The organism is Ruegeria sp. EL01, from assembly GCF_900313035.1.
Classification (GTDB): Bacteria; Pseudomonadota; Alphaproteobacteria; order Rhodobacterales; family Rhodobacteraceae; genus Ruegeria.
Genome location: NZ_OMPS01000003.1, coordinates 267,044 through 282,610 on the forward strand (window position 1 = coordinate 267,044; position 15,567 = coordinate 282,610).

At 52.4% G+C, this 15,567-nt stretch carries 15 protein-coding genes; 5 read left to right on the plus strand and 10 right to left on the minus strand.

The window, feature by feature from the left end; translation table 11 throughout:
- Positions 1 to 1,158, minus strand: a complete 1,158-nt coding sequence (locus tag D9K61_RS02950; RefSeq protein WP_120631747.1) for an ABC transporter ATP-binding protein — start codon at positions 1,156 to 1,158, stop codon at positions 1 to 3.
- 111 nt (positions 1,159 to 1,269) lie between these two features.
- Here D9K61_RS02950 and D9K61_RS02955 point away from each other — a divergent pair, with 111 nt between their 5' ends.
- Positions 1,270 to 2,145, plus strand: a complete 876-nt coding sequence (locus tag D9K61_RS02955) for a LysR family transcriptional regulator (protein ID WP_120631748.1) — start codon at positions 1,270 to 1,272, stop codon at positions 2,143 to 2,145.
- Positions 2,146 to 2,263: 118 nt separating this feature from the next.
- Here D9K61_RS02955 and D9K61_RS02960 read toward each other — a convergent pair whose 3' ends face one another.
- Positions 2,264 to 2,749, minus strand: coding sequence for a MarR family winged helix-turn-helix transcriptional regulator (locus D9K61_RS02960; RefSeq protein WP_120631749.1), 486 nt, complete (start codon positions 2,747 to 2,749; stop codon positions 2,264 to 2,266).
- A gap of 102 nt (positions 2,750 to 2,851) precedes the next feature.
- On the opposite strand from D9K61_RS02960, the gene D9K61_RS02965 reads away from it, so the two are divergent.
- Both D9K61_RS02965 and D9K61_RS02970 read left to right on the plus strand, forming a co-directional pair.
- Positions 2,852 to 3,532, plus strand: coding sequence for a CatB-related O-acetyltransferase (locus D9K61_RS02965; protein WP_254055655.1), 681 nt, complete (start codon positions 2,852 to 2,854; stop codon positions 3,530 to 3,532).
- Between the two features lie 219 nt (positions 3,533 to 3,751).
- On the plus strand, positions 3,752 to 4,273 hold the full coding sequence (locus D9K61_RS02970) for an outer membrane protein (RefSeq protein ID WP_162946713.1): 522 nt from the start codon (positions 3,752 to 3,754) through the stop codon (positions 4,271 to 4,273).
- A 388-nt stretch (positions 4,274 to 4,661) separates the two neighbouring features.
- Here the strand turns inward: D9K61_RS02970 and D9K61_RS02975 are convergent, their stop codons facing one another.
- The 8 genes from D9K61_RS02975 to D9K61_RS03015 all read right to left on the minus strand — a co-directional run bounded on the left by D9K61_RS02975 (position 4,662) and on the right by D9K61_RS03015 (position 12,324).
- On the minus strand, positions 4,662 to 5,987 hold the full coding sequence (locus D9K61_RS02975) for a S41 family peptidase (RefSeq protein WP_120631751.1): 1,326 nt from the start codon (positions 5,985 to 5,987) through the stop codon (positions 4,662 to 4,664).
- Positions 5,988 to 6,067: 80 nt separating this feature from the next.
- Complete coding sequence (locus tag D9K61_RS02980) at positions 6,068 to 6,355, minus strand: hypothetical protein (RefSeq protein WP_216825739.1); 288 nt, start codon at positions 6,353 to 6,355, stop codon at positions 6,068 to 6,070.
- A 507-nt stretch (positions 6,356 to 6,862) separates the two neighbouring features.
- Positions 6,863 to 7,633: an isocitrate lyase/phosphoenolpyruvate mutase family protein gene (locus D9K61_RS02990; RefSeq protein ID WP_120631753.1), complete on the minus strand. Its 771-nt coding sequence runs from the start codon at positions 7,631 to 7,633 to the stop codon at positions 6,863 to 6,865.
- Positions 7,630 to 8,703 carry a bifunctional transcriptional activator/DNA repair enzyme AdaA gene (locus tag D9K61_RS02995; RefSeq protein WP_120631754.1) on the minus strand — a complete coding sequence of 358 codons (1,074 nt, stop codon included), beginning with the start codon at positions 8,701 to 8,703 and terminating at the stop codon, positions 7,630 to 7,632. The genes D9K61_RS02990 and D9K61_RS02995 overlap by 4 nt, the downstream gene beginning before the upstream one ends.
- A 330-nt stretch (positions 8,704 to 9,033) precedes the next feature.
- A complete protein-coding gene (locus D9K61_RS03000; RefSeq protein WP_120631755.1) occupies positions 9,034 to 10,056 on the minus strand; it encodes an adenylate/guanylate cyclase domain-containing protein in 1,023 nt (340 codons plus the stop codon).
- Positions 10,057 to 10,059: 3 nt separating this feature from the next.
- Positions 10,060 to 10,419 (minus strand): group 1 truncated hemoglobin, encoded by a 360-nt coding sequence (locus tag D9K61_RS03005; protein ID WP_120631756.1) that lies wholly within the window; start codon positions 10,417 to 10,419, stop codon positions 10,060 to 10,062.
- A gap of 156 nt (positions 10,420 to 10,575) precedes the next feature.
- Positions 10,576 to 11,406 (minus strand): class I SAM-dependent methyltransferase, encoded by an 831-nt coding sequence (locus tag D9K61_RS03010; RefSeq protein ID WP_120631757.1) that lies wholly within the window; start codon positions 11,404 to 11,406, stop codon positions 10,576 to 10,578.
- Positions 11,407 to 11,484: 78 nt separating this feature from the next.
- Positions 11,485 to 12,324 (minus strand): alpha/beta fold hydrolase, encoded by an 840-nt coding sequence (locus D9K61_RS03015; RefSeq protein WP_120631758.1) that lies wholly within the window; start codon positions 12,322 to 12,324, stop codon positions 11,485 to 11,487.
- A gap of 254 nt (positions 12,325 to 12,578) precedes the next feature.
- On the opposite strand from D9K61_RS03015, the gene D9K61_RS03020 reads away from it, so the two are divergent.
- The gene (locus D9K61_RS03020) at positions 12,579 to 14,816 is read left to right on the plus strand and encodes an ATP-binding protein (protein WP_254055656.1); all 2,238 of its coding nucleotides are present in this window, start codon (positions 12,579 to 12,581) and stop codon (positions 14,814 to 14,816) included.
- Positions 14,809 to 15,522: a response regulator gene (locus D9K61_RS03025; RefSeq protein ID WP_120631760.1), complete on the plus strand. Its 714-nt coding sequence runs from the start codon at positions 14,809 to 14,811 to the stop codon at positions 15,520 to 15,522. The genes D9K61_RS03020 and D9K61_RS03025 overlap by 8 nt, the downstream gene beginning before the upstream one ends.
- The last annotated feature ends 45 nt before the right edge of the window (positions 15,523 to 15,567 follow it).

The window sequence follows — 15,567 nt, forward strand, 5'->3', positions numbered from 1 at the left end:
TCAGGCCACCTCGGAAGCGGCAGCGCTGAGACGGCGGACTTTGCGCATACGCGCGCCATCGGCATCAAAGACCAGCGCCTTGTCAGTATCGAAATCCAAGGCTACCGGCGTCCCAAGCGTCAGGGATGCGCGCAGCTCAGGCATGGCGCGCAGGGTCACCCGCTCTTCCAGACCGGGCACGTCGACCTGCACAAACATCTCTGAACCGAGGTTCTCGCTATGTGCGACACGGCCGCGAATAGGGGCTTCTCCACCCGACAGCCAAAGTGTTTCCGGGCGCAGACCGAGCGATGCAACACCTCGGGATCCCCCGGCAATTGCAAGATCCAGGGGCTGATCGTGAAAGCTCAACCGCCCTTCGCTTGAGATTTCAAGCGGCAATATGTTGATCTTTGGCGAGCCGATGAACTCAGCTACTTCGATCCGGTCAGGGTCTTCGTAAGCGATTTCAGGTGCTGCGCATTGCAAAATGCGCCCCCCCATCATCACCGCAATCCGGTCGGACATGGTCATCGCTTCGACCTGATCGTGCGTCACATAGATGAACGTCGCGTCAAGCCGCCGGTGCAACTGCGCGATCTCGGCCCGGGTCTGCACCCGCAATTTGGCATCAAGATTGGACAGGGGTTCGTCCAGGAGAAATGCCGCTGGATCCCTGACCAGCGCCCGTCCTAAGGCCACACGCTGCCGCTGACCGCCAGATAGTTGTCCGGGCTTGCGGTCCAATAAGTGCCCGATCTCAAGCATCCCGGCAGCCTGATTGACCACGCTCCCGATATCGCTGGCCACGTTGCGGGCGCCGGGCATGAAGCCTCCGACCAAAGGCAGCTGCTGCAACCCGTTCATGCGGCGCATTTTGAGCGGCACAGAAATGTTTTCGCCCACGCTCAGGTGTGGATAAAGCGCGTAAGACTGAAAAACCATCGACAGGTTCCGGTCCGCCGCTCTCTGACCCGCAACCGATTGCCCGCCAATTTGAATGTCGCCCGAGCTTTGTTCCTCCAGCCCCGCAATGATCCGCAGAAGTGTGGACTTGCCGCATCCCGACGGCCCCACGAGGGAGACAAATTCACCATCAGCAATGACCAGGGACACTCCTTTGAGCACCTCGGTCTCACCAAAGCGTTTGGTTACATTCTCGACGCTCAACCCTGCCATCTGATTCCTCCATTTGACGGGGCTGTTTTATGCAGCAGAGCTCTCATTTTTGTGACGTCATATTAGTGAGACTTATTGCCGTTATGGCTTTGCGCATATCGGAGACAAAACATGCGCGCGAACCATCACCAATTTGTTGCCTTTGCCTATGTCGTCCGCGAGGGCAGCTTTTCCGCTGCTGCCAAACGGATGGGGGTAACGCAGTCAGCTGTCACCCAACACGTAAGCAAATTGGAAAAACAGGTCGGCTCACAGCTGCTGTTGCGCAGCCGGGACGGTATTTCTCTTACCCGGACGGGGCAGGAGTTCTATGACGTTGCTGACCGGCTGGCTGCGCTGGACTCTGAAATCAGCGAACGGCTCAAAGGGTTTGAGGCCATGGCGCGCGGCCACATAAAAATCATCGCCAATGCCCCGCTGCCTGCTCTGCGGGCCATCAGCCAGTTCCGGAAGTCCTTTCCGGATGTGGAGATCGAATTTGGGCTCCATTCCTGGAGTACGGCGACCCGGTTGCTTTTGGAGCGGCGCGCAGATGTTGGCTTGATCACGGATCCACCAAAGACAGACGACTGGGAACGGGTAACCGTGCAAAGGGCACGCTATGTCGCCTATGTTCCGCCATCGTCACCTCTTGCAGATCGTAGCATGCTTTGTTTGAAGGATCTGGAACGGGAAACGGTTATTCTTCCGGAAAGCGGATCGCTTACCGAACGCGTGGTCCGCGAAGCGCAGCTCAAACACGGAGTTTCCTTCCAGCGCATCATCAAGATGACGACCTTTCCGCTGATGTGCGAGGCAGTGCTCCAAGGGGCCGGGATTGCCGTCTTCCTGGGCAATAGTGGGATTATTTCCCGGGGATTGGTCGAAGTACCGGTCTCTGAACTGGCGAAAGTGCATGAAATCGCAGTGGTGGCGCCAAAAGACCGGGCAAGGCTGCGATTGGTGAAAGCGTTCATCGGAATCTCAGCTTCCTCAGACTTTCACTAGCTAAGAACGGGGCGCGCATATTGGCTGAGAACATCACCAGTAAGGATCTGTCTATATCGCGGACCCTGACGCAGATCGAAATAAATTTTTTCTTTTCAGTGACTTTTGATAGCGCCCTTTAGGGATCAACTGCATCGTCGTCATTGTCATAACCTGAGATCATGACGTCGTTGATCGTACTTTGGACAACGAAGTAGGCACGGATTTCCTCATCTGTGAAACGTTCGACAAACTGCTTCATCCGCGCCATCTCGGTCGAGCGTATCCCTTCGATCACCGCTTTGCTTTCCTCTGTGAGCCGATAGAAAGTAGAGGTCCGGTGCTTAGGGTTTGGAAGGCTTTTCAGAAGTCCCCGCGCAACAAGATCCTTGAGGAGCCGCCCGACAAGTTGTCGTTTCACCTGCAAGATTTGAGTAATTTCAGGGGCCGTTGCCTGTTGAACCGCCAACAAAACCTCAAGAACGGCGCGTTCTCCGACACTGATACCTGTGCCATCCAGGTCCGCTTCGACGCGTGCGGTGATGTTGCGCAGCAGAGGTCGCGTCAACTGTATCCCGGCATACAGCATCTCAGCAGGCGACATTTTGTCGGTGTCGGTAGCCATGCGTCGGCGTCCTTTAGGTTATTTGTCAACTGAGTTGACATTATTTTTCTGGCGACCTATGTACCCGACACGGCCCCAAAACTCCAGCGGCGGAACAAACTGATGTCTGATGATATGCATTTAACACTGCCAGATCCAAGATCCCGGAACCCACTTGTGTTTCCGGATGGCTCTCAAGATCCCGCAACAGTGTTTTTGTCAGAGGTTGTCGACCATCCAAATATCGAAATTGGTGATTGGACCTACTACAATGATCGCACTCTGCCGGATGACTACGCAGAAACCCTAGCGCCTTACCTATATCCCGGAGCACCAGAGAGGTTGAGTATTGGTCGTTTCTGCCAAATTGCTCAGGGTGTGCAATTCGTAACTGCAACTGCCAATCATCCGATGACGGGTATCTCAACATTTCCGTTCGCTGTCTTTGATCGTGAACGGATAGGAGGCTACCGGGATTCATTGCCAAGAGGTCGGGACACCAAAGTCGGACATGATTGTTGGATTGGCAGGGAAGCTGTGCTGATGCCCGGTGCAGAGCTTGGATGCGGAGTGATTGTTGCTGCAAGGGCAGTGGTTCGCGGGAAAGTACCAGACTTTGCAATTGTTGCCGGAAACCCAGCAAAGATCATTCGCATGCGGTTTGAGCCTATGGAAATTACCGAACTTCTCGAGATCGCCTGGTGGCTATGGGCCCCTGAGAAGATCGCAGAAAACCTACATTTGATCGAACAGGGCGATGTTCCTGCTTTGGCAAGGTGCAACAAAGATAGGGTTCTAGAGTAGAAATCACTACAGCTCAAATCAGGTACTAGAACTCCAATTTCGCAACGCAGAATTGGTGCTGCATGCTTGCGGGTCTCGGCTCGCAACAGATCAGTATTGCCTGAAGCTTGGCCAACGAAACGGCGCGTGCGCCCACAACTCACACAATCATTTTGACCACCAAAAAGTGCGCATCCACACCTAGCGCAAAGACAAGAAAGAGACGACATGAGACACAATATGGCACTAATCGCTATGGCCACTACGGCGCTGATCGCGCCCAATATCGCGACGGCGGATGATGATTGGACCGGGGTATATGCGGGCATTCATTTTGGTGCTGCTGATGGTGACCTTTCGAACGGCTCAGCCAAGATAAGTGACCATTCGGCGGTCTACGGGCTGCAACTTGGCTACAACCATAGTCTGGCAAGCAATTGGATTGTCGGGGGTGAGCTTAGCTATAGCACTGCTGAGTTTTCTGCATTTGGTCCGTCAAAAGACATGGGCACGACGCGGCTGAAACTCAAAGCAGGTTACGGCGTCGGAGCTGCGATGTTCTATGGTGTTCTGGGTTACGCAAGCATCGATCTCGATAGCGAGAGTGAAAGCGGGGCCACATATGGTCTAGGCGTCGGGTATAAAGCCACAGAGAATATCATTCTCAACGCTGAGCTTCTTCGCGACAGTTTTGATATTAAGTCATCTGGCGCTGACGTAGATGTAACCACGCTCCTACTTGGTGTGTCTTATCAGTTCTAGACGAGACCCTGTTTGGGTCGTTGCGGCCTAAACCAGCCTTGAGTCGGGTGCCTGCAATGGAGATCGTTCCGTTGCGGGTTATCCTGCCTCTAGCCGGTAGCCGGCAATACAAGCGCAATTTTCGCGGTCTGAAGGAATTTCCCTGTGGAGCCAAGTTCGGTCATTCTGTTTTCCGGGATCATTGTCAGCGCCTGCATATTGGGTGGAGCAATCTATTCAGGCCTTGCGCGGATCGCTGATGCTATCAAGAACAAGCGCCAGTAACGGATCGATGGTGCCGAGGACGGCTAGGTTCAACGACCGGGCCGATTAGTTTTGCGCGTTGTCCGACCGTTAGCGCCGTGATCAATCAAAATGCGATATGCCTAAATCCAACCCGTCAAACACGCTAGTTCGATCCCAAAAGGTGCACCGCCGCTTCAACCAAACTGTCCGTGCCACCAATTATACTGTCGGCGTCAAATTCAACGAAAATATCCGGTGGGATGCCGATACCCTCAAACATCTCACCCTGAGTTGATAGATATTTCTGGAAGGACAGTCCAAGTAACCAACCGTTCGGTAGCGTGAATTCCAGCACATCGGATAATCCGCCAGAGGATCTTGTCCCCATGATCGTGGTTTCTGGCCGCTCTCGCATGATTAATGTGAATATCTCGGCAGCACTTCCCGTCATGTCGCTGATCAGAACAACAACTGGTTGCGCCAGATTGGGGCCATCAGCTGGGTGAACTGTGACCTGAAAAGGTTCGGAGAAACTTTCCCGTTGCCAGGAACTCTTACTGAATGCGGTTACCGGAGTTAGTAGAAAATACTCTGCAAGCGCCACCGCTACGCTGTCTGAACCACCAGGATTATAGCGCACATCAACAACAATCCCTTTAGCATCCTGAAGGTCTAATGCGACTTGCTGGAATGCTCTGGATGCGGCCTCGTGTGACGATTGACCGAAAGGCGTCCGCACTTCCATTTCCTTGATCGCGACATAACCTAAGCCATCAGAGCGCAAACCGTAGCGGACTGAGAATCCTTCCAAGCCTTGAATTGGGATTTCGGCCTGGTTCAGTGCGGTCTGCCAGAGCAGCTTGCGGGTCAGCGATGGATTGGGTCTCAGCCAACTCGGGTCTTCCTCTGGCGAAAAGTACCCCTGATCCCCCATCGATAACTGAACATGTCCATCATTGAGGCCATGCATGGCCTGCTTAAGCAGAGAGGCAAGTTGGACTTCGCTGATGTCATCAGACAAGGGGGCCAGTTCTTTGCGTGTGTCCCAGTCAACGTTGTGAAGATCAAAAAACGGATAATGTTCAGCCATTGCAGACCAAAAGACGTCAAATGTATGTCTCGCTCCACGCTCTTTGTGATCAGTGTCTACACACTCGGTTGGGAATTCTGAGCGAGTGTGCCGGATTGGCTCTACGGCCCCATCGACGCTAACTTCCAATATGTCATCACGGTGCTTAATAGAGGCGCCCGCCATTATTTTCACCAAACCCAAATGCGCGGGAAAGACATATTCGCGAAAGCAACTTGCGGCTGTTTTTCTATACACTTCTGCGCGCAACCTGTTAATGCGCATGACCTGGCCATAGTCCGGAGCACTCCACGTGCCCAAAATTTCTTTTGATGGCATATTGATCGACCAGGATGCCGCAGCAGAAATGACCCCCAGGATCAACAACGAAGCAGATATTCGAGTTGCAAGCTTTTTCATTGAGTGACTGGCCTATGGGATGTCATGGAGACGCAATAAATATGGTGGGACCAATGATCAAAGACAGGGCCACAAACGTGCTATCGGTTGCGCGGATGCTGCTTGGCAGTACGCTCGTTCCCCCGCCGGTAGTTCCCGGTCAGACGAGCCATTTCTTGTTGCTGACCCTCAAAGCTCTGATTGCTCATGTCCTCAAGAAACCACTCGGCCTTTTCTTTCCTGAGCGTCGCGGCCTGCTTGCCATTGTGAGTTATCGATACGTCGCCATTTTTGGATTGCTTGAATGCAAATCCGAGGTCTGTTGAATTCATCTGGGTATATTCCGATCCAGCATCACTATCTGGTACCACATAGGCATTATATGGCATTCTCACATTGTTTCAGGTCTGACACGTTGCAGGCTCACGCAGCTTACCTCGATTTGCGGGATTTTTGACGGGCTTCTTGCTCAGGGAACGCGACATCATGGGTCTTCCTTCCAAGACCAGTTTTCAACTGGCATATATGCGTCGAGTTGATATGCGTCAACCAAGTTGACGCATTGAGCGGGCGGCCCATGGACGTAGCCTGACTTCGCGACGTGGGTGGGAGTTTTGTTTCGACTGCCCCAGAAGATGAGAACGCAGTCTGGTCATAGTCAAGAACAGACTGATAGTCGGCATATGTAGACCGCCGGTTTGTAAAGGAGAAATCAACACTGGCGAAAATGGCGGCCAGTACGTCATTGATGGTAGGGACGAAAATGGGAGTCCCGCATTGGACCAGCAGTTCGACAAGCCCAATTTCAAAAAATCCCCGCGACTTGCCAGTGAAGGAACGCGTCGTTGCAACGCGCAAGATTCGAACCATGCACCAGTCGTCAAATGAGAAGGGGTTCAACCCGCTGCTGATCTGATTGATGTAAATCGTTTCGTTAGATGGTCCATGGTTTCGAAATAGGGGCCAGGGCCAAAGCTTGCGCGCGAAACTCCGAGTTTTGCCGTAGTTTCGACCGAGTTTAGTTCGCCGATCATCATAACATTGACCGGCAAACAAACAGCTTCAGTGATCTGTTGAATCAATGACGCATTCGTCAACCCAGGAACGAAAAACCCATCTGCGCCAGCCTTGGCATAAGCGGCAGCCCTTTCCAGGGCTTCGGTCAACATGTCCGCGTGCGCGAGGGGGTCTGACCCAAGAAACAGGTCAGTTCTTGCGTTGACGAACAGCGGTAGCTTTTCGGCTATTGCCATTTCTCTGATTGCTTTGATCCGTTCTGCCTGAACAGAAATCGGATAAAGGCCTTCGCCTTGAACAAGCTGATCCTCAAAGTTTATTCCAATGGCTCCGGCCTGAATAACCTTTCGAACGTTGGCTGCGACGTCATCAGGCTCGGTTGCGTATCCGCCCTCAAAGTCGACGGTGACGGGTAGATCGACGGTCTGAACTATGCGTTCGACTATTCGTAGGAGAAATTCCAACGGAATCGCTTCACCGTCAGCAAACCCATGGGCTGCGGCGACCGACCAGCTTCCGGTTGCGACGGCCCTTGCCCCGGCATCGGCCAGAGTCTTAGCGCCTCCCGCGTCCCAGATATTATATAGCACCAATGGGGCACTCTTTTTGTGTAACGCTTTGAAGCGCGTTGCCTTTGCGATCTGATTCATGAAAGTGTTTCCAGCTTGCCGGGCAAGTATTGCCGCTCGATCTCAAGAAGTTTTTGCTTGCGCCACAGTCCCCCACCGTATCCTGTCAGGGATCCATCGGCACCGATGACACGGTGACAGGGAATGACCAGTGCAATTTGATTGGCACCGTTGGCGCGCGCTACGGCCCGTGTCGCTGTGGGGCGACCTATCGCTCTGGCGATATCTGAATAGCTGCGGGTTTGTCCGGCAGGTATGGTCTGAAGCTCTTGCCAAACAGTACGGGTAAATTCGGGTCCATGTTGAACCAGCGGTGTTTGAAAACGCGCTGAGGTTCCGGCAAAGAAGGCCTGCAACTCAGCTTTAATTTGCTCGGAGATGTCGGTTCTACCGATGCCAATCCGACCTTTTGCGAACTTGTCCAATCTTGTGAGCTGTGTTCGGAGGGCCTTTCGATCAAAGAACTCCAGCAGATGCAGTTCAGATCGGCTCGTCACCGCAATCATGTCGCCCAATGTTGTTGTTATCCAGTCCGCAAATAGAATTGGATCGGAATCCATTCTACCCGGCGCTCTACCAACTAGCTTGGCGAAGGCTGCCCGAAACGCACTGGCAGACTCAAATCCCGCATCCAGTTGCGCATCGATTACTTTTCCACCGTCGGCGATTGTTTCAAACCCTTCGCGCAACCGGCGTTGTCGGGCCATCTCAAGAAATGTCATTCCAAATTGGCGTTTGAAACTGCGCCGGATGGTAGACGGATCAAGCCCCATCTTCTCGACATCTGCCTCGCGCCAAGGATACTCGGGACGTTCATCCAACGCCACAAGAAGCGCACCAATCGCAGGATCAGCAGAAGCCATAGGCTTGAGTGGGTGACATCGTTTGCATGCGCGATAACCCGACTCTATGCATTCACTGACAGTTCCATAGAAGGTACAGTTTTCAGCCTTTGGCTTGCGCGCCGGGCAAGTCAAACGGCAAAAGACGCCGGTACTTGAGACACAGACATATACATGTCCATCATAGGTAGGATCACGGTCCAGAAGCGCTTGGTAAAGCGTGGTATGGTCAGGAAGGTCAAAAAGCATGCCCGCTTTTAACACGGCAAATAATGACTGCCGCCGAAATTCGGGCGTCTATTGGGTTTAGTCAGACGAACACCTACTTACGCCCGTTACGGTTGAACCAATATGTCAGATCTCATCGCTTTCCAGAAAACCAGGATGCCATTTTCGCCTGCCATTGACCACACGCTCAGGACCGAGCTAATCCGTCGGGTATGGGTGGGACTTTGCAACTCAAAATGGACTTTGGATTGAGTGCAGGCGCTTCAAAACCGTTGGGTCTGGCTCGATGAAAGCTAACGAAGTCGGCTAACGAAACGAGCCTATCTGGCGACGGCTTTACGGCCGGCAAACTCAATTGTCATCGGAAAGCCGCCAGACGTCCTGTTCACTAAATCCGCGGATGGTCCTTGGGCCTATGTTCTCAAGATCGAACTGGTCTTTCAGAACATTTGCAACCTCGTCCTGAACGGTGATCTCCATGGGTTCAGAAAATTCCTGAAGTCGGGACGCAAGGTTAACGGCAGGTCCAAATATGTCGTAAACATACTTCTGGATACCGACGACAGAGCCAACAACAGAGCCGGTAGACAGGCCGATACGGCATTGCCACTGATGAGGGTGACTCAGGTTTCGACGCGTCAGGTACCGCACAAATCGAATGGCTGTATTGGCGATCGCCTTTGCGTGATCCGGCGTCGGGTCCGGCAAGCCTGCAACGGTAATATAGGCGTCCCCAATTGTCTTGATACGCTCACAGCCGAATTGTTCGCCAATACGGTCAAAAGCGCTGTAGATATCGTTCAGTTCAGTAACGGTAACGCTTGGATCCTGCGAGGCGACCATTTCGGTAAACCCGACAAAGTCGAGCATGAGAACAGACACGGGATTATACAGTTGCGGCGTGACGACGCCGAAGGTCTTGTACTCTTCGTAAACCGAACGGGGCATGATGTTGAGCAGCAGTTTTTCCACCTGCTCTTTTTCCCGTTTGATCTCACGTGTGTTCCGCTCGACCATCATCGAATAGGAATCGATCATGGATTCCAGTTCTTTAATGCGGGTGATGTTCTGACAGACAAGAACAAGAACGTCGTCATTCGCAGCGGTGAAGTCCAGTGCAATGACCAGTGTTCTGCGTTTCTTTTTAAACTTGATTTCCGAGGTGTATCGTCCAGTTTCTGTCAAACCGTTCTGCATGGCGTTGACATCTAAATCCGGGAAAAGTTGCTGCAGTTGACCCGGCTGATTTTCGTGACTGAACCATTCGTCGAAGGTGTCATTGCGAAAACCGAACAGGAATGTTTGCCTGTCGAGTAGCGCAACACCAACTCCAATCGCGCGCAGTAGCTGTTCATTGATGGCTTCTATGGTCATGGGTCACCTGACAATCAAAGGGCGGCGTTTGCCGAATTCTGCAACAACCACCTCAACATCGTCGGCGGCCATGTCGTGTTCCAAAAGCGTACCGCGAAGCACTACCTCGAGCTCGTCGAAATGGGCGTTGTTGATCTCAAGATGTGAATGCAGTTGGCGCAGCTGCTTGTCTGTGTAAGACGCGGGGCCGCCCAGCAGGGACGCGATAAACTTGGTCTGGTGATCGACGATCCGAGACATATCCACGTCGTCAAAAAACGGGCCGATCTCGTCATTGTCCAGCAGCGTGTTATAAAAGGACAGCACGATCTTGCTGACGTTGGAAAAGCCTCCGTACTTCTCATAAAGTGTGCGTTCAGCCATCGAAAAACCCTTTCAAACAATGCAAGATCACAGAGACGTCCCCTCTGCCAAGACTACAAACTCTCCTTGGATCAGTTCAAGCTTGCCTGCCGCCAACTCAATTGTCCAACGCCCTCTGGACCCTATGCCGGAGGGCGTTAGACATATCACACCATCTTATGAGCGCTTGGCAATGATTTCCGCATACTCAGAAGAGATGCACAGAGAGTCATTGGTCGAGATATCGAACTTCTCGACAAGCGCCAGAATATCGTCTCGCAGTACCGCCTGTCCGTCGGTGTCAAGCGCGTCGAACGCCTTTTGCATCGGGCCATAGAAGGTGCGGAAATACTCCAGGAAGTGTTTTGCAGACCGATAGCGGAACATGAAGTTCTTGCGCCGGAACGACGAAACTTCGCAATTGGCACTAAAGGTTTCATCAACCCACGCCCGGCTTCCCCACAATGCCGGGGAGTTGACGCCAGCAGGCGGCGGGACATGCTTTCCGATAGTTTTGAAGAGCTGACCAATGAAGCTTTCTGGGGTCCAGTTGGCCATGCCGATCTTGCCGCCGGGCTTCACCACGCGCTGAAGTTCGGCGGCAGATTGCTGTTGATTTGGCGTGAACATCACCCCGAAGGTGGATACAACCGCGTCAAACGACTGATCCTCAAAAGGCAGATCCTCTGCGTCGGCAAGTTTGTAGGTCACGAACAGACCTTCCGCGTCAGCACGCTGACCGCTGGACTTCAGAAGGGCCTCGACGTAGTCGGTCGAGGTGACGTCGCAAAAGCGTCTGGCAAAGGCCAAGGTCGCGTTGCCATTCCCGGCCGCCACGTCCAGAACCTTAGCGTCCGGTATCATGTCCATCGCTTCGGCAAGCTCTTCGCCGGTGATCTGCAGGGTTACGCCAACTTTAGCGTAATCCCCGGCCCCCCAGGCGACGTTTTGTTTCGCTTTGATGGCGGTGTAGTCGGCGGTTTGACTGATGGATGTTTGGATGCCCATTTTTCATATCCTTTGGGTGTTGCGCTGGATCGTTCCCAGCAGTTTCGGAAAAAGTCGCAGTCTTTGAATGCGCGCAGGTCAGGCCGCTTTGCGGGTTGGCCAGCTGCAATTCACGATTGGCCGTTCAACGCTGGCTACGTGTTCGAAGATCCTGGAATTGACCCACTCAGGCTGGAAAACCGGTGCCATATGTCCAAGCTCCGGCAGCAGCGCGATACGCGACTGTGGAAGCGCCTTGGCAATGGCCACGGACACGTACTGCGCAACCTCGGGGGATTCCAAACCTGTCATCACCAAGGTCGGTATCTCCAGCTCGGACAGATCCCTTAGCGCCCAGGTTTCCGCGAATCCGTTGGCAAAGTCAGTCATCACCGACGAGATCATGCCTGCAAATCGCTGCTTGGCTGAAGTGGGCAGATTGGTCCAAAATCCGTCGCCGTTCCAGAAATCCAGAAACCGCCCCATCCCAGCTGCTGCATCATCTCCGGCAGCTGCGGCTGTCACCAGCCCGGATATTAATTGTATTTGCTGGAGCAGGCGCTGGCCCGTGCGGTTGGTGTGCTTGAGAAAGTGAAAGGCCGCCGGTTCATAGAGCGTCAGGCTTTTGACCAGATCGGGACGCATCAGTGCAACTTTGATCGCGACACCGCCACCGTTTGAATGACCGACCAGGTGAACCGGGCCTCCAATGTCTGCAATTTCCTGGATGACGGCTGCTGCAGAAATTGCAGCCCCTTTCTGAGACAGGTCACCGGCCAGAGGTGTGCGGCCATAGCCGGGAAGGTCGAACGCAATAACAGTGAACCTGCCGTCGAGATCGGCTTCCAGCTGGGTCCATTGACCGCTGTTCGATGCAGAAGAATGCAATGCAACAATTGGCGCATTGATATGTTCTTTTGGTTGGAATGAAATAGTCATTACTCTTAATCCACTTGCGTTTGTGATGAGCAATAACTGGCGTCCCATTGTTTCAATGTAATGTCTGAACGGCAGGCAAAGTGTTTCAGTTGTAGCTGTGTGAAGCACTTCACACAGTCAGCTATATGCTTCCAAAACATGGGGATTTGCAGCTTGCCCTAGTGCCAAACCGATCCTTGTGAAACAATTGAAACACTAGAGGTCGATTTTGAAATGGCACTGAAACAATGATATCTTAGAAGATCAGGATGACGATGGGCATGGCGGACGATTTTAAAGAAATCGAGAGGGCGAGAGATCTTCTGCGCGATGCAATCGAGTCTCTCAAGGAAGGGTTCGCCCTATATGATGACGACCGTCGCCTTGTGATGTTCAACCAGCGGTATGCTGAGATGAACAGGGGGGTCTCCGATTTACTTGAACCCGGTCTGGATTGGGAAATACTGATGCGTGAGACAGCGCGCAGAGGTATCTACGCCGATGCCATTGGCAACGAAGAACAGTGGGTTTCAGCCAGGCTGGCCAATGGCATTGAGTTTATTCAAGATTATGAACTGACAGAAACAGACGGACGAACCTATCTGGTGTCCGTTCATCCCACCCGTTTAGGCGGCTTTGTTGTAACGCGTGAGGATATCACCGAAAGAAAACAGGCAGAGGTCGAAGAACGCGACGGCGATCTTCTTATTAGGAAGGTGTTGGACGCCAGCTCGGCTGTGGTGACCATGGCACGAATTGGTGACGGCCAGATATTGTACCGTACGCCTGCAGCCCTTCAGATGTTCGGACCTTCCAAGTTTGCAAGGGAACATTACGTCAATCCAGACGAACGTGCAGATTTTGTTACGCTGCTATTGGCGGACGGGCGGGTTGATGATTTCAAGCTTGATTTGTTAGGTGCCAACGGCAACATATTCCCAGCTACAATTTCTTCGCAACTCATTGATTATAAAGGTGAAGAGGTCATTGTCACCAGTATCATTGACTTAACTATCCAAAAAGAAGCTGACGCTTTGATCAGGCAAGTCTTGGAAGCTTATCCGGCGGCCATTAACATGACGAATGCTGAAACAGGGGAAATTCTTTTTGCGACGCCGGATATCAAGGCACTCTTTGGCCCAACCCGCAGCTCCAAATCATATTATGCAGATCCGACCGAGCGGCAGCTTTACCTTGAGGATCTTCGAAAAGCAGGTTCACTCAAAGATCGGCGGATGGAGTTCGTCGATGCGAACGGTCGAAAGTTCTGGGTCGCGGATTCGTCGCGTCTTATCGAGTTTAATGGCGAAGAAGTCATCGTTTCCAACATCCGTGATTTAACAGACGACTTGGCGATCGAAGAAGAGCTTTCCAGGCAAAGAGAGATGCTTTTTCAGAACGAAAAGATGTCCGCACTTGGAGAGTTGCTCGCCGGCGTCGCACACGAACTCAACAACCCTCTTTCTGTGGTTGTGGGCCACTCGCTAATGCTGAAAGAGGAAATCACGGACCCGGATTTGACCGTCCGGATTGAGAAGATCAGCAAGTCTGCAGAACGCTGTGCCAAGATCATCAAGACATTCCTTGCGATGGCGCGTCAGCAACCAAGCAAGATTGAGCCAGTAGATGTTGTTGGTGTCATTGAAACGGCCGCTGATGTCGTTGGTTATGGCAGCAAATCAGGTAACATCAGTATCAGGCAAAATCTCCCGTCAGATTTACAACCAATTGCCGCAGATGCTGACCAGATTACGCAGGTCATCATAAATCTCATCATCAACGCTGAACAGGCCATGACGTCATCTGGTCGTGGTGACCTTATTGAATTATCGGCCGATGCAAAGCCTGAGGCAGGCGTGGTAGAAGTGACGGTCAAAGACAATGGCCCCGGTATTCCCAAATCCATTCGCGCACGAATTTTTGAGCCGTTCTTCACAACCAAGGAAGTCGGTGAGGGAACGGGGATCGGCCTGGCATTCTGCCACAGGGTCATTCTTTCTCATGGCGGCCAGATCAGGTTCGAACAGACCGAGAATTCCGGCGCCTGTTTCCGCATCACATTGCCCATCGCTCATGGCCCGAGATCAGAGGTGGACGAGCCAGTTGAACCGATTCTGACCACAGAAAACCTCAAAGCGTTGGTGGTGGATGATGAGGTTGAGGTGGGCGAGTTGAATGCTGAAATACTCAGAAAAGAAGGGTTCGAAGTTGATGTCGTTTCGTCAGGTGAAGAGGCTATCAACCGGCTTCGCACGGAAAAATACGATATATTCCTGAGCGATTTGAATATGCCGGGTGTCGATGGGCGCAAAATCTACGATGCCTTGGTGACCCATTCCCCAAATATGTTGAAACGAACAGCCTATGTCACAGGTGACACGATGGGGCAGAGCTCACAGGAGTTATTAGGAGAATCCGGTTTGCCATATCTTGAGAAACCCGTTTCCCCTTCAGAACTTAGAATCCTCGTCGGAAAGCTGCTTGCCGACCAGAAGGAAGCATCAGATGGATAATCAGAAAACCCACATCCTGGTTTGCGATGATGAAATTGACGTACGTGAAATGCTTCAGGAGTATCTTAGTAAGCGTGGGTACAAGGTTACAGCAGCCTCGGGCGGCGAAGAGCTCAGGGGCATACTTTCTGTAAACACCGTGGATGTCATCGTTATGGATATCAATATGCCCAAGGAAGATGGTCTTTCAATTCTGAGATCTCTTCGACCGGATGATACAACACCTGTCATAATGCTGACCGCAGCCGGCGACGTGATTGATCGCGTAATCGGTTTGGAAATGGGGGCAGATGACTATCTTGGCAAACCTGTAGATCTGCGAGAACTCGAGGCCCGGATAAAGGCGATACATCGGCGTGAATCGATAAACCTAAAGTCGACCACAGGGAACACTGACGGGAATGGGGCTCCTTTTGGGGACTTTATCTTGGATAAAGAGGCAGCAAAGCTTCTTGCGCCCGATGGCTCAGAAGTCCAGTTAACTGCTATGGAGTATAGCTTGCTCAAGGTCTTTGCGGAAAATAGGGGGCGTGTTCTGAACAGAGATCAGCTTTTGGAACAGGCGCATGATCGAACCTGGGATCCGTTCGATCGCAGCATTGATATCAGAATTTCTCGATTGCGCCGGAAACTTGAGCCCAATCCAGAAAAGCCGGAAATCATCCGAACAGTGCGTGGGATCGGGTACTTGTATGATCCAAAATGATGTCCCCGGCGCGGCTGTACGCCCTGTCGATCAAAGCCTAGTTTA